Source organism: Actinokineospora guangxiensis, from assembly GCF_042657845.1.
In the GTDB taxonomy this organism is placed as follows: domain Bacteria; phylum Actinomycetota; class Actinomycetes; order Mycobacteriales; family Pseudonocardiaceae; genus Actinokineospora; species Actinokineospora guangxiensis.
In genome coordinates this window covers 325,191-349,861 of sequence record NZ_JBHSKF010000005.1, presented here as the reverse complement: position 1 = coordinate 349,861, position 24,671 = coordinate 325,191, and the positions used below count along the sequence as shown (strand labels likewise).

Here is a 24,671-nt window from a genome sequence, read left to right as displayed (position 1 = left end):
GTTCTCCGGGGGCCGTGTTCATGGTGCGTCCGACTCCTCAGCGCAGCCGCCACGCGACCGCGCCGTCGTAGCGGCAGGCGGTGCCGGTGGTGACGGTCTCGCGCAGGTGGGCGGCGAGGGGTGGGTGCAGTTCGCGCAGTTTGCGGATCGTGTCGCGGATTCGGGCGGTGACGGCCTTGCGTGCGCGTTCGGACTCGTCGCCGAGGCGGCGCGTTCGGCCGGAGAGGCCCGCGGCGAGGCGGAGGTGGTCGAGGAGGGCGGCCCGTTCGGTGTCGAGGGTGGCGGCGCGGCGGTCGTTGCCGAGGGCGGTGGCGTTGTCGATCTCGGTGTCGAGGCGGGACAGGCGGGCGCGGAACTCGGCTTTGGCCCGGTCGTCCAGGACGTCGTCGGCCCCGGCGGTCGTGACCGCGGCGACGGCCGGGGCGCCGACCAGCTCGGCGGCGGGGATGTCGGCGCCGGGGTTGGCGAGCAGGGTGTGCAGGTCGCGCAAGCCTTTGGCGTCGGGCATGTGGACCGCGACGCCGTCGTAGGCGAGGGTCCAGACTTCGCCGTCGCGGGAGAAGCGGGGAACCGAGGCAGGCGGGGGCGTGGGGGCGGTCTCGGTGGCAGAGGCGGTGTCGGCGTACTGGGTCATGCCCAGGCGGGCGGCGTCGGCGGCGACGCCGGTGATCAGGGTGTCGCGGGCGGATTCGTCGGCGGCGCGCGAGGCCGGGTCGGTGGCGTCGGCGGCCCGGCCCGCGTGGGCCCTGGCCAGCCAGGCGCGGGCATCGACGGACCAGGGGCGGGCCTCCATGGCCTCCGCCGAGGCGACGGCCGCGCCCAGGTGGGCGATGGCGTCGTCCCACTTGCGTTCGGCCACGTGCAGGGCTCCCAGCCAGAGGTCGACCGGGCCGGAGACGTCGAAGCCGTAGTAGGCGACCAACCAGCCGCCGGAGTGGTCGGACAACTCCTTGCGGGCGAGCTTGATCAGTTCGGTGTCGCGGGCGAGGGCGGCGGTGTGGGCGAGCAGGCGCAGCCACAGCGGTCGCTCGTGGCTGAGGAAGGTCTCCCCCTTGGCGACGGTGGCGCGGACGCGGCGCAGGGCGGCTTCGACGCGGCCCGTCTCGACGTCGGTGATGGCCCGCAGGACCTCGGGGTGCTCGAAGCCCGCCATCCGCTCGGCGACGACGGCGGGCGCCTCGGCGTAGCGGCCCTGGCGCATCAGCCACAGCCACCGCATGTAGCCGAGCATCTGGTACCAGTCGGGCATGTCGTCGGCGGTGTAGCCGTCCAGGTGCGCGCCCGCCTCGGCGAAGCGGCCGGTCAGGGTGAAGATGATGGTCTCGTCGATGCCCGCGGACAGCGCGTTGCGCGGCGAGGCGTCGCGCAGCGCCATGGTGTCGCGGAACTGCTCAAGGTAGGCGGGGTCACCGAGTTCCAGCAGCGCCACCCAGCGCATGGAGGCGGCGAACCACTCCATGTCGCTGTCGTCGGTGGTCGCGGCGAGCCGGGTCAGCTCCGTGATGAGGTCGAGCCGCTCGCGGGCGGTGCCCAGGCCCAGCGCGAGGTCGTGCTGGGCCCAGAGGCCCATGGACAGGGCGTCGTCGTCGTCGCCGGTGCGGGCGCGGGCGGTGGCCTTGACGACCAGCTCGCGGAAGACGGCCTCCAGCGGGGTGTCGGTGTCGGGCTCGGCGCGGCCGGTGATGCGGCGGTGGGCCTCGCGGACGGTGTCGTTGGTCAGGCGCGAGGTCGTGGGCGGGCCGTGCTGGTAGAGGGTGACGGCGGCGCGCACCAGCGGCTGGTCGCTGTCGAGGCCGCGGGCCAGCTCGGCGGCTTCGCGCAGCGCGCCCCAGCCGCGCTCGTTCTCGTGGTTGCGCAGCTGGCAACCGCCCAGCTCGACCAGCACGAACACCTTGCGCTCGGGCTCGGCCAGCGGGACGGCCCTGCGCAGGTGCGCCACCGCCTCCTCCATCGCGAGCCGCGCGATCGCGTCCCGCGCGGCGGCGACCAGCAGCTCGACGGCCCGTTCGGCCGGGTAGTCGGGCACCCCGAGGTGCGCGTGCCGGGCGCGGTCGGCGGGGAAGACGGCCGCGGCGAGCGCGCTGTCGGCGTCCAGGGCGCGGGCGACGGCGGCGTGCACGGCCCGGCGGTCGTCGGCGGCTTCGTCGAGGGACTCGCGGACGAGGTCGTGGACGAAGGTGTAGCGGCCCTGGTCGACGGGGGCGACGAGCCGGGCGGTCACGGCCCTGGCCAAGGTCCGCTCGACCCGGGTGTTCCCGGTCGCGGCGGCGAGCAGGGCGGAGTCGAACTCGCGGCCGAGGGCGGCGGCGGTGGCCAGCAGGGCGCGGGTCTCGGCGGGCAGCGCGGCGAGCCTGCGCTGCACGGCGTCGCGCACGCCGGGCGGCACCGCCACCGCCCCGGAGCCGTGCCAGAGGCGGGCGGTCTGCTCCACGAAGAAGGGGTTGCCCCCGGTGCGCCGGTGCACCTCGGCGACCAGGGCGGGGTCGGGCCGGTCGACGCCGGTGAGGGCGATGAGGTCGCCGACCTCGTCGGCGGTGAGGCCGGTCAGGGTGAGCGTGGTGGCCTTGGCGACGAGCGGGAAGATCAGCGGTTCGAGTGGGTGCCCGGCGGCCTCCAGCTCGACGTCGCGGTAGGTGCCGACCATGAGCAGCCGCTCGAACCAGGCGTGCTGGGCGGCGAAGGCGAGCAGCTTGACCGATGCCGGATCGGCCCAGTGCAGGTCGTCCAGCACGACCATGACCGGTCGGTCCTGCGAGACGGCGACCAGGGCGGTGGTGACGGCGTCGAACACCGGGAACTCGGGCGTCTCCCCGCGCTGCTCGCCGAGCAGCGCGGCCAGGGCGGCCCCGGCGGCCGACTCGGCCCGCGCCCACTGCTCGGGGCTCGCGGCCCGGCGCAGCGCGCGCACGACCTGGACCCACGGCCACAGGCCGGGGACGCTGTCGGAGTCCCAGCAGGAGCCGGAGAGGACGAGGGTGCCCTGGCGGCGGGCCTCGTCGGCGGCGGTGGTGACGAGCGTGGTCTTGCCGATGCCCGCTTCCCCGGCGACCAGCACCAGGCCCCCGTGGCTGTCGCGCACGCGGTCGACCTCGGCGCGCAGCACGCGCGCCGGGTGGTCGCGACCGATGAAAGCGGAGTTCACCCGCACGAGGGTAGAAGAACGGACCGACAACGCGCACATGACCGCAGACCGGACGCCCCGGACGCGGCTCCGAGTGCCTGAGCTGCGCGAAGGGACGCATTCGCTTTCACACCCTGAAAGTCCGCCACCCCACCCCCGCCCACCACCCATACTTTCCCCAGTGAACCGGTAACGCCGCCCAAGCTGCGCCGGTCCACCGTCGGTCACGGCGCGCCGGGGAGTTCGCCACCCATACCGAGTTGCCTCGGCCGCCGTGACCCCGGAATCAGGACTCGGGCCAGAGGATGGGGTCCAAGGCGTGGAGCGCGGCCACGATTGCTCCGGCGTCGGGGAGTGGGCCGCAGAGGGCGAGGGCTTCGTCGCGTTCCTTGGCGTAGATGCCGAGGACGTTGTCGAGGGCTGTGTGCAGCCAGTCGGACTGGTTGTCGTTCGCGTTCTGGAAGGCGCTGGCCAGGAGCGCGTAGCCGTGGCTGTCGTGGCGGTGCAGCAGCGCCTCTGCCGTGACAAGGGTGACGTAGGTGTCGTGCTGGTCGAGCAGGAGGGCCGCCAAAGCCCGGTGGGTGGCGGGCAGGTCGGCGAAGACCGCCAACGCGCCGCCCGCGTCGGCGCGGTCGCTGTAGGACGCGCTGGCCGCCAGGGCCAGCAGGGGTGGTACGACGTCGTCTCGGGACACGGGTGCAGCGTGCCATGGTGACGGACCGCCCCGGGGTAGGTCCCTGTCGCCCGGGGCGGTCCGTCGGTCTAGGGGCGCCAGGTGTCGTTCAGCGTGACGCGGCCCGATGCGGGGACTGTCGCGGTGCGGTTGGCGCCTGATTCCCAGGTGACCGCGCCGCCGGAGTCCTTGCGGATGTACTTGTACTGGAAGGTCGTCCCGGCGGGCAGGGTGATGCCGCCGCGCCAGACCGGGTAGGTGGAGGAGGACAGGGGTACGGCCGCCGCCGCCGACCAGTTGCCGAGGGCAGCCTGGTTTCCGACGACGAAGACGTTCTGGCCCCACGACGTCGTGGCGTTGACCGCGAAGTCCGCGCCGGTCGTGGTGGTCGAGCCGGTGGCGTACAGCGCGATGGCGTCACCCGCGCCGACCGTGGCGGTGAAGCGGCCCGCCGAGTCCACTGTGTACGTGTGGCCCGAGCAGGCCCCGGGGTCGGCGTGCTGGACGTCGCAGTAGGAGCCCGCGGGCAGGGAGGTCTGGAAGGTGCGCGAGAGCGCCGAGCCCTCGCGGTTGATCGCCACGTATCCCTTGTTGCCGCGGCCGAAGGCGATGGCGTTGTTGCCGTTGCTCCACCAGTTGGTCACGGCGGTGCCCGCGACGGCGTTGCGGAAGCCGACCATGTTGGCCACCTGGCGCCAGGCGTGCACGCAGGTCCAGCCGTCCTGGTAGCACTCGCGCACGTCGCCGCCCAGGGGCGGGCCGTCGTCGTGGCCGCCGACGACGTAGCCGGAGTACACGTTCGGCGAGCCGTAGGGCCAGGCCAGCATGAACACGTTGGCCAGGGTGTAGGTGGAGCCGTAGGTGCGGTTCAGCGTGGAGCCGTTGCGCTCGGTGTCCCAGTTGTCCACGAAGGAGCGGCCCTTGGTCGAGGCCACGAAGCCCCACGCCTCGCCGAACTGGGAGAGGTCGGCGAGCTTGCCGCCGTTGAACACCGACTTGAGGCCGGTGGCGTAGCGGAACTCGTCCACGTCGCCGTTGTTCAGGTACTCGTTCGGGTGCACGGCCTCGCCTGCCCCGTAGATGACCTCCTGCACCCAGTAGCCGGGGTTGGACTGGCGGGCCTTGATGGCGGCCAGGTCACCGGCCGACATGTGCTTGGCGGCGTCGATGCGGAAGCCCTCGACGCCCAGGGACTTCAGGTCGTTGAGGTACTCGGCGATCTCGGAGCGGACGTACTCGCTGCCGGTGTCGAGGTCGGAGAGGTTGACCAGTTCGCAGTTCTGGACGTTGTCGCGGTTGCCGTAGTCGGTGATCGGCTGGCGGCAGCCGTGGAAGTCCTGGTTCTGGTAGTGGCCGGGGTAGTTGTACTTGCTGAACGACGTGCCGCCGGTGCCCACGCCGCCGGAGATGCCCGCCATGTGGTTGATGACGGCGTCGGCGATCACCTTCACACCGGCGTTGCGGCAGGTGGTGACCATGTTGGCGAACGCGGCGCGGTCGCCGAGGCGGCCGGCGATCTTGTAGCTGACCGGCTGGTAGACCGTCCACCACTGCGGGCCCTGGATGTGCTCGGTGGCGGGTGAGACCTCGACGTACCCGTAGCCCTTGGGGCCGAGGACGTCGGTGCAGGCGCGGGCGACGTCGTCGAAGCGCCACTGGAACAGGGTGGCGGTGACGTCCTTGGGCCCGGGCGGGGCCGCGGTGGCGGTCGGGGCGGACGGGGCGAGAACCGGCAGGGTGACGGCAGCGAGCAGGGCGGCGGCGAGGGCCGCCACCGGGCGTCGGCGTGACGAGACCACGGTGTCTCCTCGAATAGGCTTTCGCAAGGTTGCCGAAATCGGTTGCAAGCGGTGCGCATGAGGATGCGCTGCCCCTTCACCCTCGTCAAGGGACCGAACGGAGCAGCGGTCCGGGGTCCCGCGGCGCTTCTTTCCGCAAGAGGTTTCCGCAAGACGGCATCGACTTGCTAGCGTGCCTACTGGAACGAGACAGGAAGGGACCCGATGGACAACCGCTGGTGGCGCCACGCCGTGATCTACCAGGTGTACGTGCGCAGCTTCGCCGACGCGGACGGCGACGGCGTCGGCGACCTGCCCGGCATCCGCTCGCGCCTGCCCTACCTGGCCGACCTGGGCGTGGACGCGGTCTGGATCACCCCGTGCTACCCCTCCCCCATGAACGACGGCGGCTACGACGTCGCCGACTACCGCGACATCGACCCGCTGTTCGGCACCCTGGACGACGCGCGCGCCCTGCTGGAGGACGCACACGGACTCGGTCTCAAGGTCATCCTGGACATCGTCCCGAACCACACCTCCTCGGCGCACCGCTGGTTCGGCGAGGCCATGGCCGCCGCGCCGGGCTCGCCGGAGCGCGACCGCTACATCTTCCGGCCCGGCCGCGGCCCTGACGGCGCCGAGCCGCCCAACGACTGGGAGTCGATCTTCGGTGGCGGCGCGTGGACGCGCACCGAGGCAGGCGACTGGTATCTGCACCTCTTCGACTCGACCCAGCCGGACCTGAACTGGGAGAACGAGGAGGTCAAGGAGGAGTTCCGCGACGTCCTGCGGTTCTGGCTCGACCTCGGCGTCGACGGGTTCCGGGTCGACGTGGCGCACGGGATGGTCAAGCAGGACGGCCTGCCCGACGTGGGCGCGGTCGGCCAGCGCGCCCTGCTGGAGTCCCGTCCGCTGCCGTACTTCGACCAGGACGGCGTGCACGAGATCTACCGCGACTGGCGCAAGATCCTGGACTCCTACAGCCCGCCGCGCATCGCCGTCGCCGAGGCGTGGACGCCCTCGGCCGAGCGCACCGCCCGCTACCTGCGCGCCGATGAGCTGCACCAGGCCTTCAACTTCCACTACCTGCAGGCCGCGTGGGACGCCGAGGCGCTGCGGAAGGTCATCGACGACACGCAGGCCGCCGTCGCCCCGGTCGACGCGCCCGCCACCTGGGTGCTGTCCAACCACGACGTGCACCGCCACGTCACCCGGTACGGCGATGGCGAACAGGGGCTGCGGCGGGCTCGCGCGGCGATCCTGCTGATGCTGGCGCTGCCCGGCTCGGTGTACCTCTACCAGGGCGAGGAGCTGGGCCTGCCCGAGGTGCTCGACCTGCCCGACGAGGTGCTGCAGGACCCGATGTGGGAGCGCTCGGGCCGGACCAACCGGGGCCGCGACGGCTGCCGGGTGCCGCTACCCTGGGCGACTGACGGGACCGCGCTCGGATTCGGCCCGGACGGGTCGCGGCCGTGGCTGCCGCAGCCCGCCGGCTGGGGGGCGCTGTCGGTGGCGGCACAGGAAGGCGATCCGGGGTCGATGCTGGAGCTGTACCGCACGGCGCTGCGCGAGCGCCCGGCAGGCGGCTTCACCTGGGTCGGCTCGGGTGCGGGCGTGCTGTCCTTCGACCGCGACCGCCTGCGCTGCACGGTGAACTTCGGCGACCCCGTCCGCGTGCCCGCATCCGAGGTGCTGGCCGTGTCCGGTCCGTGCGAAGTGGAGGGTGACACCATGCTGATCCCGACCGACACGGCCGTGTGGCAGGCGCTCTGATGGCCGGGGGCCCGGCGCGCCTGGCCGACATCGCCGCGCAGGCGGGCGTCAGCGAGGCCACGGTGAGCCGGGTCCTCAACGGCAAGTCGGGGGTCTCCACGACCACCCGGCAGGCCGTGCTGGCCGCGCTCGACCTGCTCGGCTACGAGCGCCCGGCGCGGCTGCAGGCGCGCAGCGCCGGGCTCATCGGCCTGATCACCCCCGAGCTGGGCAACCCGATCTTCCCGGCGTTCGCGCAGGTCATGGTGCAGGGGCTGACCCGCGAGGGCTACACCCCGGTGCTGTGCACGCAGAACCCGGGCGGCGCGACCGAGGACGAGCTGACCGAGACCCTGGTGGAGCGCGGGGTCAGCGGCATCATCTACGTCTCCGGCCTGCACGCGGACTCCACCGCCGACATGGACCGCTACGTGAAGCTGGCCGGGCGCGGCGTGCCGTTCGTGATGGTCAACGGCTACACCGAGCGCGTCTCGGCCCCCTTCGTCTCCACCGACGACCGCTCGGCCATGCGCCTGGCCGTCAACCACCTCGCCGACCTCGGCCACTCCCGCATCGGCCTGGCCGTCGGCCCGCGCCGGTTCGTGCCGGTCCTGCGCAAGATCGAGAGCTTCGTGACGCACATGCGCACGGCGCTGTCGGTCTCGGCCGAGGAGGCCGAGGGCTTCGTGCAGCACTCGCTGTTCACCGTCGAGGGCGGCCAAGCGGCGGCGAACGCCTTGATGGACAAGGGCTGCACGGCCATCGTCTGCGGCAGCGACCTGATGGCCTTCGGCGCGATCCGCGCGGCGCGCCAGCGCGGGCTGTCGGTGCCGAAGGACATCTCGGTGGTCGGCTTCGACGACTCCCCCCTGATCGTCTTCGCCGACCCGCCGCTGACCACGCTGCGCCAGCCGGTGGAGGCCATGGGCCAGGCGGCGGTGCGGGCCCTGCTGGAGGAGATCACCGGCAACCCGACCCCGCACGCGGAGTACGTCTTCCTGCCCGAGCTGGTGGTGCGCGGCTCGACGGGCGCGGCGGCGCGCGCGTCCTGACGGCTGCCCTGCCGGGGTGGCCCTCCCGCGGTAGCGCGAGTGCGACCCGCCTGAACAGTGCAGACGGGCCGCACTTGTGACGCTGTCCGCTCCTATCGAAGAACCACACAATCATCACGCCTGGATCCCTGCCACCAGCCGGCGTGAACAGGCGGATCTCATCTGCACACATCCGCCGGCGAGGTCGAGGCGAGGACGCTCGGTGTCCGTGGAGCGCTTCGGTCACCGCAGGGCCGGTGCCGGTGGTGGATGAAAAGCCCCTCATCCGCCGTTCAGCGGTCGTTCACCGAACGGCAAGACCGTTGTCGGTATGGCGTACTTGAGCTTCCTCGGCGACCTGGGGATCAACCTCATCGCGATCGTCCTGCTGGCCTATGTCGTGTACTACCGCAAGCACCGCAGGCGAGACCTGCTGCTGGCCTACATCGCGCTGAACGTCGGGCTGTTCGTGGCGATGTCGCTGCTGACCACCGTGCGGATCGACATCGCGCTGGGGTTCGGGCTGTTCGCGATCCTGTCGATCATCCGGCTGCGGTCGAACACGATCACCCAGGAGGAGGTCGCCTACTACTTCGTGACGCTGGTGCTCGGCCTGGTCAACGGGGTGCGGCTGGATGACCGGTGGATGACCGTGCTGCTCAGCGCCGTGCTGATCGCGGTCATGTACGTCGCCGACCACCGGGGGCTGCTGAGCCGGGCCCAGCGGCGGGTGGTGACCCTCGACGTCGTCCACCACGACGAGACCGACCTGGTCCGAGACCTGGAGCGGCGGCTGCGCGGGCGCGTGGTGCACCACCAGGTGGACGAGATCGACTACGTGCGGGACGTGATGGTCGTCGACGTGCGGTACCAGGCCGATCCGCCGGGAGCCCGCCGCGAGCAGCGCACCGCGGCGCTGGCCGCTCCCCCGCCGTGGGTGGCGGCGACCCGGCCGGGGATGCCGCGATGAGCCCGACCGCATCGACCTGGGGTCCGGCCTCGACCAGGGCGGGCGCGATGAGTGCCGCCGAGGCGGCGCTGGAGCGGGCGACGGGGCTGGTGGAGCCGATCGGGCTCGCCGAGGTGCTGGAGACCGCCGAGTTGCAGACGCGGGTGGACCGCAAGTACTTCGTGCCCGCGGAGCTGTTCGGGCGCTTCACCGCGCGGCTGGCGCTGCGGGTGCTGGAGATCGACGGGCTGCGGGTGTTCGGCTACGAGTCCGTCTACTTCGACACCCGGTGGCTGACCTCCTACCGCAACCACGTGCAGCGGCGGCGCAGGCGCTACAAGATCCGCACCCGCACCTACACCGACACCGGCCTGTGCCTGTTCGAGGTGAAGCTGGAAGGCCACCGCGGCAGCACGGTCAAGGAGCGCGTCCCGCATCCGGCCGACCAGCGCGACCGCATCACCGGCGCGGCGGCCGACCACCTCGACCGCACCCTGCGCGCCGCCTACGCCCACGCCGCCCCGACCGGCCTGCGGAAGGTCCTCACCACCGACTACCGCCGCGCCACCTTCACCCTCCCCGCCGAAGGCGCCCGCCTGACCTGCGACGTGTCCCTGCACTGCCACGACGGAGCCGCCTCGGTGCGCGACACCGGACGGCACGTGCTGGTGGAGAGCAAGTCCGGCGCCGGCGGCAGCTCGGCCGACCGCCTGCTGCGCGACCTCGGCGTCCGCCCGATCTCGATGAGCAAGTACTGCGTCGGCGTCGCCGCCCTGCACCCCGGCGTCCCGTCGAACCCGTGGCGGCGGATGCTGCGCCAGCACTTCGAGCCCGGTCAGGGATAGCGGGACAGAAGGGCGGCTGGCAGGACACCCCGACACCGAGTCATGGGCCTCCTTCCCCAGCCTTCCTCCCACTTCGCCGGCGCTCAACCCGCCCCGCTTCCACCTCCCCCAGCCCGGCCTTCTTTGCACATTATCTGGATAGTGAGAAGTGAATAACAGCTAACCCAACAAGGGCAGGCTGCTCCACGTGTCCCGGAAGCCGCTTCGCGTGCGCCCTCGTGCAGGCGTCAGGTCAGGCGGATCTCCGGCAGGGGCTCCAGGTGGGGCTTGGCCAGGTCGCCCTTGGCCTGGTCGAGGACCAGGGTCGCGCGCTTGCCGTCGATGGTGAGCGTGGCGATCGTGTTGCCGAAGTAGGGGCCTTTGATCTTCTCCCAGTCCACCGGCAGCGGGTCGATCTCCGGGGAGCGCAGCATCCACCAGCGCAGCAGGCGGGCCAGCGGCTTCCACCAGGCCATGGCGAACAGCGGCCGCATCAGCTTCTCGTGGTTGTGGATCGGGGAGCAGGTCAGCTGGAAGACCTTGGCGGGGACCGGTTCCGGGAAGGTGGCTTCGGCGACGTAGAGGTGGTGGACGTCGCCGGAGAGGACGCAGACGGACGCGCCGGAGGTGGCGGCGCGGTGGATCAGGCGGGACAGGCGGTCGGAGGAGGCGCGGAAGGCGGGCCAGTGCTCCAGGTCGGCCGCGCGGCGCAGCTTCTCGGCGAGCCTGCCGCGCCAGCCGGGCTTGCGGCAGGCGGCCTCGTTCATGGACTGGACGTGGCTGATGGCATGCGGCATGAGCCACGGCAGCGACGAGCCGATCAGCAGGTGTTCGTAGTCGCCCTCGGCGTTCTCCTCCAGCCAGGTGAACTCGTCGTCGCTGACCATGCCGCGCGGTTCGTTGAGAATGCGTCCGCAGCGGGTGTCGATGGCGAGGAAGCGGACCGGGCCGAAGTCGCGGCGGTAGCTCCAGCGGGTGCCCTTGCGGCCCTCGATCTCCTCGATGGCGCCGTCGGCGAACTTGCTGAGCACCGACGCGGTGTCGCCGGTGGCGGCGGTCACGGCGCGGAAGGTGGGGTCCTCGGCGAGTTCGGCGGGCGAGAGGTTGCCGATGTGCTGGTAGATCCAGTAGGCGATGAGGCCGCCGCGCTCGCGCTCGGCCCACCACGAGGTGCGGTTGGCGTCGTCGCGCCACGCGGCCGAGGTGTTCCAGTCGTCGTGCAGGTCGTGGTCGTCGAAGATCATCGAGCTGGGGACGGTGGAGAGCAGCCAGCGCACGGCCGGGCTGCGCCACGCTTCGCGGTAGAGGTGGACGTACTCGGCGAAGTTGGCGACCTGCTTGCCGGGCTCCTGGTCGAGGTCGCGGTGCGCGGAGATCCACTCGGCGGTGGCCTTGCTGGTCTCATCGGCGTAGACCTGGTCGCCCAGCAGGAGCAGCGCGTCCGGTGGCTCCGCGCCATCGGCCAGGCGCAGCGCGTAGGCGGCGAGCGCGTCGGGTCCGGCGGCGCGCTGCTCCTTGGGGTCGTCGGAGTCGGGTTTGCGGCAGGAGCCGAACATCAAGCGGAAGGGACCCTGGTCGTGCGGGCGGATCACGCTGGGCGGGAAGGGGGAATCCGGCAGCGGCCAGACGGTCTCGCCGTCGAGCTGCACGGTGTACTCCATCGGCCCGGTCATCTCCTCGATGATGACCAAGGCGTAGTGGTTGCCCTGCACGGAGAAGGTCTCCGCCTTCGCCCCGCCGACCTCCACAGTGCACGGTTTGTCCGTTTCCACCCAGACGGTGGCGCTTGTCGCGTCGACGTACCGGAGTAACGGTCCCAGAACCAGCTCAGCCACGACGGCCCTCCTATAAAATTACCGCCGGGTACTTACCACGGACTCCGGCTAGTGAAGCCTGCGCGCCGCGACGAGGAATGCCAAGCCGATCACACTCAGCCCGAGCCCCATCGCGTAGGCGCTGCGGTAGCCGAGGTGCTGGGCCAGACCGAGTAGCGGACCGGCGAGCATAGCGCTCACCTTCGCGGTGTTGGTGTAGAGCGTGGTGGCCGCGCCGGGCCGGTCGGGGGCGAGGTCCTGGAAGTAAGTGATGCCCACGCCCATCACCGCCGAGATGACCACCGCGTTCAGCGCCTGCGCGGCGGCGACCTGCCAGACCTCGGTCGTCCACAGCATGAGGACGTAGTAGCCGATCGCGGTCGAGGCGCCCGCGAGGACGAGCTTGCCGTGGTCGCCGCGCGTGGCCAGCCAGCCGAACCAGATCATCAGCGGGATCTCCAGCAGCGCGCACAGGCTCAGCACCAGCCCGGCGTCGCCCGCGCTGCCGCCCAGTTCGGCGGTGACGTAGAGCGGCACCGCGAGCACTCCCAGCGAAGTCGCCGCCTGCACCAGGACGAACGCGATCGCCGCCACCGCGATCTTCCCGCGCGCGGGCGCGGACTCCCGCTCCACCGGCGCGATCGTCCCCAGCGGGCGCAGCCAACTGGCCGCGATGAGCGCCCCGCCGAGGTAGACGACCGCGCTCACCGCGTACAGCAGGGTGAAGCCGGACGCGGCGATGAGGAACGCCGCGAGCGGGGTGCCGATGACCCAGGCGATGGAGAAGATCGTGCGCAGCCCGCTGATGGCCAGCGGCGCCTGCGGATCGCGGTCGAGCGACTGCCGCGCGTAGGCGAACATCTGCGGCATCTGCGACCCCGACACCGCCCCGACGGTGACGAACACGATGAGCAGGGCCCAGTAGGAGCGGGAGAAGGCGAAGACCGTGCAGGAGATCGCGCCCGCCGTGCCGCCGATGATCAGCAGCTGCTTGCGGACGTCGCGGGTGTCGGAGAAGCGGCCGATGAGGGTGCTGACGATGATGGCCGCCAGCTGGGTGCCGAAGAGGAACGCGCCGACGGCGAAGGGTTGCGCGTTCAGCTCGGTGACGAGGAACAGGGAGAGGAAGGGACCTGCCAGGGCATAGGCGATGCCGCTGAGCAGGGTCATGGAGGCCAGGGGGAGCAGGGGCCGGAAGAGTCGCCTGACGAGAGGCCTCTCGGGGGCGGTTACCACCCGCCCATAGTCGTCCGGATCGGTACAGGGACCAAATCAATAAGGGGTGGGTGTGCTCACAAGGCTCAGCTCCAGTCGAAAGTGAGCAGCGCGGTGCGGCTGACGGGCTCGAAGAACAGGACGATCCGGTCGGCGCCCTCGGGGTGCCAGTGCCAGCCGACGGTGGTGGCGACGTGGTGGAAGCGGGAACCGTCCTCTGCCAGGGGGTGGACGTCTTCCTCGTCGTCGGTGGCGAGGGGGAAGTCGGTTTCGGCCCAGTTGGGCCAGCCGGGGGTCGTCCCGCCCACGGACTCCACGACGGCCAGGGGCCTGGCGAGCAGGTCGGCGAGCGGCTGGCGGTCGAGCCAGCGGGTTTCCACCAGGGCGCCGTGCGCGCGGTGGAGCGCTTTGCGGTGCTCGAAGTGGGTCGGGTCGTAGGGCTCGTCGGGGAAGTAGCGCCAGTCGGCGAGGAAGTGGTAGCGGTTGGACTCGTCCAGGCGGAAGCCGATCCAGTTGGCGCGGCAGGTGTAGGTGTGGAACTCCTCGGTGCCGTCGCCGACGTAGCCGTCGGTGACGGTCGGGGAGACCAGGTGGACGGTTCCTGTCCATTCGGGGTCCACGTGGGACAGGTCGATGGAGGCCAGCGGGAGCAGGGCTTGACCCGCCTCGGCCGGGGCGGCGAAGACGTCGGTCGCGTCGGGGAAGACCTCGCGCACTGCGTTGTTCACGGGCTGCAACCTAGCGGCTGCCCTCGCGCAGCTCGTCGGTCAGGCGAGCATGGTCGGCCTCCTCGGTCGCTTGATGGTGGGTCGGGTAGATGGGGTCCGCCAGAGTCGTCCGGATCGGTTCAAGAACCAATCGACTCGGGGCGGGGTGTACTCACGCGCCCGCCGCGAGCACCCTACCGACCGCGTTGAGAAACAGTTCGCCGTAGCGCGCGATACCTCCCCTGACGCCTTAGCCCGGAAATCTGTCGCATGTTCGGAAGGTGGATCGAGACGGAAGGAGCACCGATGCAGTATCAACATCTCCTCGACCCGTTCCTCCAGGCAGCCATGAAGGCTGCGGGAACCATGGCAGCCAAGCGGGGAGCAGCCGTCGCTGCGGAATACTTGAAGTCCATTGACGTCGGTACCAAACTCCTTCGCGGTCTCGGCGATTGGTCCGTCCTCAAGCTAACACGGCATCAGCACAAGAAGATGACCCGCTTTCTGTCCGGCAAGACCTGCAGCAGCATTCTTGAACTCCTCGTGATCAGCGAATTCTCGGAGAAGCATTCTCGAGAAATCAAACGGAAACAACTAGGAGACGCCTTTCGTCATGAGGGGAAACGTGCCGCGAAAGCGTTTGGCGACGAGGCGGATCAGTACTTCGCGGCAATGTGGGTCGATCTGTCGCGCGCGGTCGAACTGTACATCTCCGAACTACGCCGTGCTGACTACATTCCTCAAGGAAGAACTAAGTATCTTACCGCCCTCAGCTCTTTCAGAGGCCCAGAGAGCACATCGAGACATCCTGACGTCTTTGGCCGCCGGGCAGACCTTGCTCAGCACTACGAGCGCACCGATCGGGCGATGGCCCTCGCTCACAGCATCAACATGTCAGCCCGACGCAAGTTTGAACGGATGTGGATCCCACACATCCGCAGCGAAGTGCGTCTCAAGCTTGAGGATCTCTACGTTGCCCGCTGGCTGCAGGACGAAGAGTATCGACGCGATCTAACTAGGATAACCCTGCAATCCATAATCGACAAGGTACGAACAGGTGCCACCATGAGCAGGGACGAGGCCAGCGCCATAATCGAGGAAGAACTGTCCGACAGATGCTATGTCGTCGTCGGAAACCCAGGTGCCGGGAAAAGTTCTTACGTTCGCCATCTAATTCACCGACTCGCCGCTCACGAAGATCCCCGAGATCCAGATTTCGCCACACCTCTGCTCATATCTCTAAAAGAGCATCAAACGGCGTCGGTGGATTATACGACAGTGCTCGCGAACACCGTCTCGACAGCAACACAATCTCCCGTCACGGTCACCGAGATAAGCGACATCTTAAACTTGGGCCTAGGTGTCGTCATCTTTGATGGCCTAGATGAGGTGGGGAACCTTCACAATCGAAAGCAGGTCGCCGAGCTGATCGAAGAGTTCTCTTACACCTACCCCCTGACCACCATCGTCGTGACTTGTCGCATTGAAAGCTACCGCAGCGTAAAACTAGACCACTCCATATTTCGCGTGTACGTGCTCCCAGATTTTGACGGCTCCCAAGTGATTGAGTACACGAGCAAATGGTTCAAGCTAATCTACGATTCCAGTCATGACGGAACTTCTGCCGCTGATAGATTCCTCACAGAAACCCGACAGATTAGCGATCTTCGCTCGAATCCACTGATGCTTTCGCTTCTCTGCGACTTGTACCAGTACTCCGGCTACATTCCCGAGAACCGAGCCGATGTGTACGGCGAATGCGCGGAGCTCATGCTGAGTAGATGGGAGAACGTCAACCAGATTCCCCATTCACTGAGGAGCTATAAACTCGCGCGTTTCCTGGTAGAGGAGCTTGCCCAGTACTTCTTCCTGGAACTCGAAGGTCGCGAACATGCGCCCGAGTCTGATCTTCGCAAGGTGCTAGTCCGACACTTGGAAGATCGAGACGAAGAGAGCGATCGTAGTTTTCGAGAACAAGCACAAGAGTTCCTGGATTTCTGCTCCGAACGCGTGTGGCTGATATCGCAGACATCGGTGGGCAGTTTTGGCGAAAGAATATACGGATTCACCCACCGCACATTCATGGAGTACCACACAGCTAGATACATCCTGCGCAACAGTTCAACCCTGGAGGACCTTGTCCGCCAGCTACTCATTCTCATTGAAACTGGCCGAAGCTTCGTAGTCGCTCAGCTTGCCGTACAAATCTTCGATGAACGCCTCACTCGGGGCGCCGAATCAATACTCCTCAAGCTCATCGATAAGATCGATCCAGGAGAAAGATTTACTCAAGGACGGGAAGTTGTCAACTTCTGCTTGGTATACCTTCGGGACAATGCGCTAAGCCGCTCCGTTCTCAGCAATCTGTGCCCCATCGCTTTCGAGCTAATCGGAGCGCATGGCGTGCGCGATACGTACAGCCTCATGCGTAGCCTCAGCGACAGGAGTTTGATGACCATCAACACTGTTGCCGACGAAGTCGTTCGATCATCAATAAAGGACTCTCTCCATCACGCAGACCGTAGGGCGGGGGCTATCCTTTTCACTCAAATCGACGGTGTCGAAGAAGAGCGCGCAGCAGCGAGAGCTCGGATTGGCGAGTTATCCGTCGACTCGTACCTGTCGACACACTCAATCCGTTCCCTAGTTATCACCATCGACGACTCCCACACCACTCCCCGACAGGTGAGCGCCGGACCTATCCTGACCGGCGTCAAGGATCGACTATCGTCACACAATGCTTCTTACTGGAGTCGAGAGATGCTCGATGAATCCCTTGTGCGTATATCCGAGAATCCGAACGACCTCATCAGAACGAAGCTTCCCGCCGAGTCAGTTGATATCTTCAGCAGATACCTACTCTGTAGAGCTATTGACGCATACGAAGAGGCTTTCCCCCTTCATCACTGGAAGCTTTCAGCCATATCCTCCGGTTTCTACGGAGTTCTCTCCCTTGGCATTGCAGCCACCTTCGAGGCTGGCGACCCCGCCGTTCTCGGGAGAATGGGGTTAGCAAGCCTGAACTGCCCCACAAGGCACGAAACGGCCGTCCTACTGGTGTCCATGTGCGAGCGATCGGGATTGCGCAAAGACTGGTCACATACACTTCTCGAATGGGGAGCAGAACGGTTATCCATTCTGACCTAACTTGGCCGCACTCGGGTCACTGCGGAACTAGGCGCGCCGATATGCTCCAGACCGAGACGGATGGCTCCCTCGACAGGCGGGTGTTCCAGGATGACCAAGCATGCGGAGGGATGCGATCGGGCGTAGCGGATATGGATGGCGGTTTCGAGGCGGGGGTGGCGAGCGGTGAGGATTCCGCCCGCGAGGACTACCTCGGGGGCGGTCAGGGACAGGCGGTCGATGATCACGGTGCCCAGGGCGTGGATCTCGTCGGCCAGACGGGAGAGCAGGGCGGCGGCGACGGTGTCGTGCTCGGCGATGTCCAGCAGGATCGGGACCAGGCCGTGCAGTTCCGTGCGGGGGATGCGTCCTGAGTGGATGGCTATGGCGGCGTCGGTGGCGCGGGCGCGGGCGAAGTGGGTGGCGGTGGCCTGTGCCAGGGCGGTGCCGGGGCCGCGGCCGTCTTCGGCGCGGACGCTGTGCCAGAGGACTTCCTCGCCCAGGTGTTCGCCGCCGCCCCAGTCGCCGGTCAGCCTGCCCAGGGAGGGGAAGCGGGCCACCCGGCCGTCGGGGGCCACGCCCAGGGCGTTGACGCCCGCGCCGCAGACCACCGCCACACCGGACGGGCCGGAGGCGCCCGCGCGCAGGACGGCGAAGGTGTCGTTGAGGACGGTGATGGACTCGCCCAGGCCGCGGCGGCGGAGTTCGGTGGTCAGGGCGTGTTCGTCCTCGGGCAGGTCCGCGCCCGCCAGGCAGGCCGAGGTGTGGGTGCCGGGCGGCAGGGGGACCCCCAGTGCCGCGACGCCGCGGGCGAGGGTGTCGACGGCGGCGGCGGCTCCGACGGAGTGAGGGGTGAAGCCGGGGGCGCGACCGCGCGCGAGGACCGCGCCGTCGGCGGAGACCAGGGCGATGTCGGTCTTGCTGTTGCCGCCGTCGACCGCGAGGACCGCCTTCACGCCCACCTCAGGAACGGGCGGTTCGCGGTGACCAGCTTCGCGGCCAGTTCCTCGGCCAGCGACGCCTGCCCGACGAGCGGGTGGGCGAGCAGGGCGTCGGCCACGAGGTCGACGCCGCCGAGGCGGGCGGCCTTGCCCGCCAGCGCCTCGTACGCCGCGACGTGGGAGATCAGACCCGAGTACAGCGGCGGCACCGGGCGTACCGGCCAGCTCTGCGCGCCGGAGGCCGTGATCGAGGCGGGGACCTCGACAACGGCGTCGTCGGGCAGGAAGGGCAGTGCGCCGTCGTTGCGGATGTTGACCACCTGCACCGACGGCACGTGCCCGAGCAGCGAGGCCAGCAGGTCGACGGCGGCGTCGGAGTAGAACGCTCCCCCGCGCCGGGTCAGCGCCTCGGGCTTGGTGTCGACCGACGGGTCGGCGTAGAGGGCGAGCAGTTCGTCCTCGATCGCGGCGACCTGGGAGGCCCGCGACTCCGCCGACATCTGCTCCTTCACCGCGGCGTCGTGCTCGTAGTAGTAGCGCAGGTAGTACGAGGGCACCGCGCCCAGCCGCCTGAGCAGTTCCACCGGCAGGCCGACCTGCGCGGCGATGTCCTCGCCGTGGCGCTCCAGCAGTACCGGCAGCACGTCCTCCCCCGCGACGTAGGCGGCGCGCTCCCAGGTGAGGTGGTTCAGGCCGACGTGGTCGAGCGCCAGGCGCTCGGCGGCGATGCCGAGCATCCCGGCGAAGCGCCGCTGGAAGCCGATGGCGACGTTGCACAGGCCGATCGCCTTGTGTCCGGCGTCGAGCAGGGCGCGGGTGACGATGCCGACCGGGTTGGTGAAGTCGACCAGCCATGCCGAGGGCGCGACGGCGGCCACGCGCCGCGCCAGCTCCAGCACCACCGGCACCGTGCGCAGCGCCATCGCCAGGCCGCCCGCGCCGACGGTCTCCTGCCCGACGCAGCCGCACTCCAGCGGCAGGGTCTCGTCGACGTGACGGGCGGACTGCCCGCCGACGCGCAGCTGGAACAGCACGGCGGACGCCCCGTCGGCGGCGTCCTCGACCGTCGACGGGGTGCTCACCTCGGCGGGGTGCCCGGCCTTGTCGAGGATGCGCCGCGACACCCCCGCCACCGGTTCCAGCCGCGCGCGGTCGGGGTCGAGCAGGGCTATCTCGGTGACGGGCAGCACCTCGCGCAGCCGGGCCAGCCCGTCGACCAGCTCGGGGGTGTAGGTCGACGCGCCTCCGACGACGGCGAGTTTCACTTCAGGGCTCCTGTCGTGAGTCCGGACTGGATCTGGCGCTGGAACACGAGGTAGACCGCCAGCGCGGGCAGGATGGTCAGGGTGAGCGCGGCGAACAGGGCGGGCCAGTCGGCCTGGTAGCCGGCGCTGGTGGAGATGTTGGCGATGCCCTGGGTGAGCACCCACTTGTCCTCGACCGCGCCGGAGAGCAGCACGATCGGCAGCAGGTACTGGTTCCACTGCCCGATGACGTTGAAGATCGTGATGCTGATCAGGCCCGGCTTGGCCATGGGCAGCATGACGCTGAAGAAGATCCGGGTGTGCGAGGCGCCGTCGAGCACGGCGGACTCGGCGATCTGGTCGGGCAGGGTGCGGAAGAACGCGGCCAGGAAGAACACGGTGAACGGCAGCGAGTACGCGATGTAGACCAGGATCAGGCCGGTATGGGTGTCGAGCAGGCCGAGGTTGCGCACGACGAAGAACAGCGGCACCAGAGCCAGGAACACCGGGAACACCAGGCCGGAGACGAACAGGTAGTACACCGCCCGGTTGCCGCGGAAGGAGTAGCGGGCCAGCACGTAGGCCGCCATCGAGCCGAGCAGCATCGTGCCCGCGGTCGCCAGCGTCACCACCAGCACGCTGTTGAACAGGTAGGTGCCGACGTTGGCCGTCTCCCACGCCCGGCCCCACGAGTCGAACGACGGGGTGGCGGGCAGGCCCAGCGGCTCGGTGAAGATCTCGGTGTTGGTCTTGAAGGACGCCAGGAACGTCCAGGCGATGGGCAGGATGACGGTGATCGCCCACACCGCGAGCGCGACGTGGGACATGCCGTTGAGCACCCGTTGGCTTGCGCTCATGCCAGATCGATCCGTTCCCGTCGGGTGACGCGCAGCGCGAGCACGGCGAAGGTGAGGGTGAGGAAGAACAGGGCGACGCCCATCGCGGCGGCGTAGCCGAACTTGGAGAAGGTGAACGCGGTGCGCCAGATCTCCAGCGGCAGCACGGTGGTGGCCCCGTCCGGGCCGCCCCGGTCGACCGAGAGCACGGCGACCAAGGCGAATCCGTCGAAGGCAGCGATGCCGAGGTAGACCCACGCGGCCTGGAGGCTGTCCCACATCAGCGGCAGGGTGACGCTGAAGAAGGTGCGCACCCGGCTGGCGCCGTCGAGCGCGGCGGCCTCGTGGATCTCCTTGGGGATGGCGGCCATGCCCGCGGAGAACAGCACCACGTAGAACCCGACGGCCTGCCACACCATCACCGCGATGATCGACCACAGGGCCAGGTTCGGCTCGGTGAGCCAGCCGACGTTGTCCAGGCCGACGGCGTTGAGCAGGCCGTTGAGCACGCCCGCGGAGTCGGGCCGGTAGACGGCCTGGAACAGCACGCCGACCGCGGCCACGGCCAGCACCTGCGGGAAGAAGAACACCGCCTGGTAGAAGCGCGATCCCCACACCCCGCGGGTGCCGGACCCGGCCCCGTGGTTGATGAGAAACGAGAAGAACAGCGCGATGCCGAGCGTGACCAGCGGCAGCACGACGAGCAGCACGGCGTGGTGCCACACCGCCGTCCAGAACACGTCGTCGCCGATGAGCCTGGCGAAGTTGTCGAAACCGACGAAGTTCGGGGACCCGGTCACCCCGCGCCAGTCCGTCAGCGCCAGGTAGAACGCCTGGAAGTACGGACCGATCACGAACACCAGGTAGATCAGCACCGGGACCGCGAGGAACCCGACGATGAACAGTCCGCTGCCGCGCTTCACGGCTCAGCCGTTCCGCTGCTGCTTGGGGATGGACGAGTCGGCCTTCACCGAGTCGGCCTTGGCCTGCATCTGCTCGCAGAACTGGTCACCGGTGATGCGGCCGAACATGAGCGCGTTGGTCTTGGTGCGCAGCTCGGTCTCCAGCTCCTTGTACCAGCCCTCGAAGGAGTTGTAGGTGACGAGGTTGTCGCCGGCGGCGGTCTGGGCGGCGGCGACGCTCTTGTTGCCGGGCGAGAGCGGCAGGCCGTCGGCGGCTCCCTTGACGACGGTGATGTTGCCGGTCTTCTCAGTGAAGCCGCGCGCGCCCGCCTTGGACAGCATGATCCGCAGGTACTCCTGGCCGCCCGCGGTGTTCTTGCCCTTCGACGGCACGATGTAGCCCTCGCCCGCGGCGGCGCGGATCGCCTCGAACGGCAGCGCGTCGTTCGCGGTGACGCTGGGCAGCGGGGTGAGCGCGTACTCGAAGCCGTCGGGGGTCTGCTCCTTCTGCTCGTTCTCCAGCCAGGAGCCGCAGGGGAAGAAGCCGATGCGGCCCTGGTTCTGCGAGGTCTGCACCTCGGTGTGGGTCAGGCCCTCGTAGGACTTGGTCAGGTACTTCGCGCCGATCTCGGCCCAGGCGTTGGCCGACTGCTTGACCGGGTCGGAGACCCACACGCCGTCGACGAGGTTGTCGATGTCGACCAGGACCTTGTTGCCGCCGATCTTGGCCGCGGACACCAGGATCTGCCAGTACTGGTAGTAGGCGGCGTTCTTGCCGGGGTAGGCGAAGGGGTCCATGCCCTTGGCCTTGATCTTGGCGCAGAGCGCGTCGAAGTCGGCCCAGGTCTTGGCGGGCTCCCAGCCGTTGGCGGCGAACAGCTTGGCGTCGTACCAGAGGCCGTAGGCGGTGTAGACGTAGTTCAGCACGTAGGGCTTGCCGTTGACGAGTCCGGACTCGACGGTGCCGGGGGCGAGCGCGTCGCGGACCTTGACGGCCGGGTCCTCGATGGACGGGGCGTCGAACAGCGCGGTCAGTTCCAGGATCTGGCCCGCGTCGACCAGGGTGGCGTTGTCCATCAGGTCGGTGCCGGAGTTGGCGATGACGTCGGGGACGTCGCCGCCCGCGAACCGGGGCTGCAGCGTCTGGGCGATCTGCTGGGTGGCGACGTGCTCGATCTTGGCGCCCGGGAACTTCTGGGCGTACATGGGCTCGTGCACCTCGGTGGCGTACGCGTCGCCGAGGCCGCCCTTGAAGATGACGACCTCCAGGGCGGCGGCCGCGTCCACCCCGAACGGGTTCTCCGGGCTCGCGTCGCCGGTGGGCCCGACGGGCGCCTCGGGCTCGCTGCCCCCGAAGGCACAGGCGGGGACGGCGGTGAGCACGGCGAGCCCGCCTAATCCGTGCAGCATGCGGCGGCGGTTGAAGGGCATGGGAGCTCCTTTAGCTGACTCGGGCTAGCAAGGTTTCCCGGGTCTTGGACCGGGCGAGGACGACCGCTCCGGCGAGCACCGGCTCGTCGCGGACCTGGCTGAGCCGGACCGCCGGACGCGGGAGGGTCAGGGAGTGCAGGGCGGTCTCGACGCGGGCGCGCAGCGGCTCGCCGCCCGCCTCGACCACGTGGCCGCTGAGGACCACCAGGCCGGGGTCGACCACCGCGACGACGGCGGCGACGCCCAGCGCGACGCGGTAGGCGATCTCCTCGATGACCGGGTGCACCGGTTGGGCTGGGTGCGCCGAGTGCTTCAGGGCGGCCCGGATCGCCTTGGCCGCCGGGCCGGGGAAGCCGTGCGAGCGCAGCAGCCGGGCCAGCGCCGCCCCGCCCGCGATCGCCTGGAGCCCGTGCACCCCGGTCCGCCCGACCTCGCGCGCGGTCGGGGCGCCCGGCACGGGCAGGTAGCCGATCTCGCCCGCGCCGCTGCACGCGCCGCGGCGCAGGCGGCCGTCGAGGACCAGGGCCGCCCCGATGCCGTCGGCGCCCCAGTAGAGGGCGAAGTCCTTCTCGTCGGTGGTGGTGCGCTCGGCCTCGGCCACCAGGTTGACGTCGTTCTCGACGGTGACCTCGGCGCCGAGCGCGTCGGACAGCCAGGGGAGCAGGCGGGGGCGGTGCCAGCCGGGCAGGTGCGCGGCGTAGGCGAGCCTGCCGGTCCCGTCCACCGCCCCGGGCACCCCGATGACGATGTGGTCGAGCCGGTCGGGCTCGGCGCCCGCCCCGCTGATGGCCGCGCGGAGCCGGTGCACGACGTCGCCGCCCTCGCGGGTCTCGACCCGGTGCTCGCCGATGACCTCCCCGGAGGCCAGCACGATCCGCGCGGTGGTGCGCTTCGGGGTGACGTCGACGGCCGCCGCGGTGGCCGCGGCGGGGTCGACCCGGTAGACCTCGGCGTTGCGCCCGGGTTTGCCCGACGGCGCGGCCTCGGCGGTGACCAGGCCGGTCAGCCTGGTCAGGACTTGGGAGGCCGTGGGCTTGGACAGCCCGCTGGCCTCGGCGATCTGCGGCCGGGTCAGCGGCCCCCGGTCGATGAGCAGCGCCAGGACCGCGGCGTCGTTGAGGGCGCGCAGCGTGCCGGGGACCGCCATGCGCACCTCCTCGAACGGTAGGAAAGTTTCCTAACTATCGACCCGACCCCGGCGGGCGGCAATCAGTCGGTCGGCCTCACTGGTGTGGACCACTTGGCGGCATAGGTCTAGACCATCACGGAGGGTGCGCGCAAGGTGCGGTCACCACGGCGGGCGTTCGGAATCGTTTCCGTTGCCCGGCGCAGCCGGGCTGGGAGCGCACCCCGGCGGGAAGTCGTTTGCTTGCCTAAGGTTCACCGGCCTGCGGGCGCACCCCGAGCGGGGCGGGCAGCCTGCGCACCGCCTCCAGGACGAGGTCCACCGCGGGCCGCGGCCGGGTGCCCCGGCGCAGGACCGCCGCGATGGTCCTGGTGACCGCGGGCGTCAACTCGCGCGTCGCGACCCGGAAGCGGCTGTCCACGGCGAGCGCGGGCAGCAGCGCCACGGCGCGGCCCGCCTCGACGTGCTGCAGCGTCAGCAGGTGGTTGCCGAAGCGGCTGGCCACCCTCGGCTCGAACCCGGCCTGGCGGCACAGCCGCATCGCGAGGGTGGCCATGTAGGAGCCCGGCACGTCGAAGGCCCAGGGCTCGCCCGCGTGGTCGGCCAGGTCGGCGGGGCCCGCCGCGGCGCGCTCGGGCGGCACGACCAGGACGACCTGGTCCACGGCCAGCGGCACCACCTCGACGTCCGGCCCGAGCGCGACGCCGACGTGGTCGGGCATGGTGATCACGATGTCGGCGTCGCCGAGGCGCAGGGCGGGGATGCCGTCGTGCGGCTCCAACTCCAGCAGTTCGACGTGCAGGTTCGGGTGGCTGCGCGCCAGGCGGGCGGCGGCGGGGGCGGCGAAGGTGTGGATGGCGCTCTGGAACGCGCCGAGCCGGACCAGGCCCGCGGGCTCCTCCCCCAGCCCGCGCAGCTCGGCCTCCACCGCGGCCAGGTGGTCCAGGATCGCCCTGGCCCGCCGGGCCAGCACCTGACCGGCCGGGGTGAGCCGCACCCGGCGGCCGGTGCGCTCCAGCAGCGGCGTGCCCGCCTCCGCCTCCAGCACCGAGAGCTGCTGGGAGACGCTGGAGGCGCTCTGGTTGACCGCCTCGGCGACCGCGCGGACGGTGCCCAGGGCGTCGAGCTGGCTCAGCAGGCGCAGCCGCCACGGGTTCAGCACGTCCCCCATTGTTGTTCGGATCAGCCGAACAGCACAGTC

Annotated in this window: 18 protein-coding genes; 5 read left to right on the top strand and 13 right to left on the bottom strand. The window is 69.7% G+C overall.

What is annotated here, in order from left to right; genetic code table 11:
• Positions 1-37: 37 nt before the first annotated feature.
• From ACFPM7_RS14025 to ACFPM7_RS14015, 3 genes are all read right to left on the bottom strand, one after another.
• Entirely contained in the window at positions 38-3,142 is a 3,105-nt protein-coding gene (locus tag ACFPM7_RS14025; protein WP_378247845.1) for an ATP-binding protein, read from the bottom strand.
• Positions 3,143-3,407: 265 nt separating this feature from the next.
• Positions 3,408-3,815, bottom strand: a complete 408-nt coding sequence (locus ACFPM7_RS14020) for a hypothetical protein (protein WP_378247843.1) — start codon at positions 3,813-3,815, stop codon at positions 3,408-3,410.
• Between the two features lie 68 nt (positions 3,816-3,883).
• A complete protein-coding gene (locus ACFPM7_RS14015; protein WP_378247841.1) occupies positions 3,884-5,593 on the bottom strand; it encodes a carbohydrate-binding module family 20 domain-containing protein in 1,710 nt (569 codons plus the stop codon).
• 204 nt (positions 5,594-5,797) lie between these two features.
• Here ACFPM7_RS14015 and ACFPM7_RS14010 point away from each other — a divergent pair, with 204 nt between their 5' ends.
• From ACFPM7_RS14010 to ACFPM7_RS13995, 4 genes are all read left to right on the top strand, one after another.
• Positions 5,798-7,345 (top strand): glycoside hydrolase family 13 protein, encoded by a 1,548-nt coding sequence (locus tag ACFPM7_RS14010; RefSeq protein ID WP_378247839.1) that lies wholly within the window; start codon positions 5,798-5,800, stop codon positions 7,343-7,345.
• Entirely contained in the window at positions 7,345-8,376 is a 1,032-nt protein-coding gene (locus ACFPM7_RS14005; protein WP_378247837.1) for a LacI family DNA-binding transcriptional regulator, read from the top strand. Before ACFPM7_RS14010 ends, ACFPM7_RS14005 begins: the two co-directional genes overlap by 1 nt.
• Positions 8,377-8,686: 310 nt before the next feature.
• On the top strand, positions 8,687-9,325 hold the full coding sequence (locus ACFPM7_RS14000; protein WP_378247835.1) for a DUF4956 domain-containing protein: 639 nt from the start codon (positions 8,687-8,689) through the stop codon (positions 9,323-9,325).
• Positions 9,322-10,149, top strand: a complete 828-nt coding sequence (locus ACFPM7_RS13995; protein ID WP_378247833.1) for a polyphosphate polymerase domain-containing protein — start codon at positions 9,322-9,324, stop codon at positions 10,147-10,149. The genes ACFPM7_RS14000 and ACFPM7_RS13995 overlap by 4 nt, the downstream gene beginning before the upstream one ends.
• Positions 10,150-10,376: 227 nt before the next feature.
• Here ACFPM7_RS13995 and ACFPM7_RS13990 read toward each other — a convergent pair whose 3' ends face one another.
• The 3 genes from ACFPM7_RS13990 to ACFPM7_RS13980 all read right to left on the bottom strand — a co-directional run bounded on the left by ACFPM7_RS13990 (position 10,377) and on the right by ACFPM7_RS13980 (position 13,885).
• Entirely contained in the window at positions 10,377-11,963 is a 1,587-nt protein-coding gene (locus ACFPM7_RS13990) for an alkaline phosphatase D family protein (RefSeq protein ID WP_378247831.1), read from the bottom strand.
• 48 nt (positions 11,964-12,011) lie between these two features.
• Entirely contained in the window at positions 12,012-13,112 is a 1,101-nt protein-coding gene (locus tag ACFPM7_RS13985) for a sugar efflux transporter (protein ID WP_378247829.1), read from the bottom strand.
• Positions 13,113-13,243: 131 nt separating this feature from the next.
• The gene (locus ACFPM7_RS13980; RefSeq protein WP_378247827.1) at positions 13,244-13,885 is read right to left on the bottom strand and encodes a hypothetical protein; all 642 of its coding nucleotides are present in this window, start codon (positions 13,883-13,885) and stop codon (positions 13,244-13,246) included.
• Between the two features lie 285 nt (positions 13,886-14,170).
• On the opposite strand from ACFPM7_RS13980, the gene ACFPM7_RS13975 reads away from it, so the two are divergent.
• Positions 14,171-17,011 carry an NACHT domain-containing protein gene (locus ACFPM7_RS13975; RefSeq protein ID WP_378247825.1) on the top strand — a complete coding sequence of 947 codons (2,841 nt, stop codon included), beginning with the start codon at positions 14,171-14,173 and terminating at the stop codon, positions 17,009-17,011.
• On the opposite strand, the gene ACFPM7_RS13970 is transcribed toward ACFPM7_RS13975, so the two are convergent.
• From ACFPM7_RS13970 to ACFPM7_RS13940, 7 genes are all read right to left on the bottom strand, one after another.
• Positions 17,008-17,946 (bottom strand): N-acetylglucosamine kinase, encoded by a 939-nt coding sequence (locus tag ACFPM7_RS13970; protein ID WP_378247823.1) that lies wholly within the window; start codon positions 17,944-17,946, stop codon positions 17,008-17,010. The genes ACFPM7_RS13975 and ACFPM7_RS13970 overlap by 4 nt on opposite strands.
• Complete coding sequence (locus tag ACFPM7_RS13965) at positions 17,943-19,196, bottom strand: 6-phospho-beta-glucosidase (protein ID WP_378247821.1); 1,254 nt, start codon at positions 19,194-19,196, stop codon at positions 17,943-17,945. The genes ACFPM7_RS13970 and ACFPM7_RS13965 overlap by 4 nt, the downstream gene beginning before the upstream one ends.
• Entirely contained in the window at positions 19,193-20,032 is an 840-nt protein-coding gene (locus tag ACFPM7_RS13960; RefSeq protein ID WP_378247819.1) for a carbohydrate ABC transporter permease, read from the bottom strand. Before ACFPM7_RS13960 ends, ACFPM7_RS13965 begins: the two co-directional genes overlap by 4 nt.
• Positions 20,029-20,934, bottom strand: coding sequence for a carbohydrate ABC transporter permease (locus ACFPM7_RS13955; protein WP_378247817.1), 906 nt, complete (start codon positions 20,932-20,934; stop codon positions 20,029-20,031). Before ACFPM7_RS13955 ends, ACFPM7_RS13960 begins: the two co-directional genes overlap by 4 nt.
• 3 nt (positions 20,935-20,937) lie before the next feature.
• Entirely contained in the window at positions 20,938-22,344 is a 1,407-nt protein-coding gene (ngcE, locus tag ACFPM7_RS13950) for an N-acetylglucosamine/diacetylchitobiose ABC transporter substrate-binding protein (RefSeq protein ID WP_378247815.1), read from the bottom strand.
• Between the two features lie 10 nt (positions 22,345-22,354).
• Positions 22,355-23,491 carry an ROK family transcriptional regulator gene (locus tag ACFPM7_RS13945; RefSeq protein WP_378247813.1) on the bottom strand — a complete coding sequence of 379 codons (1,137 nt, stop codon included), beginning with the start codon at positions 23,489-23,491 and terminating at the stop codon, positions 22,355-22,357.
• A 226-nt stretch (positions 23,492-23,717) separates the two neighbouring features.
• On the bottom strand, positions 23,718-24,632 hold the full coding sequence (locus ACFPM7_RS13940) for a LysR family transcriptional regulator (RefSeq protein ID WP_378247811.1): 915 nt from the start codon (positions 24,630-24,632) through the stop codon (positions 23,718-23,720).
• Positions 24,633-24,671 lie beyond the last annotated feature (39 nt).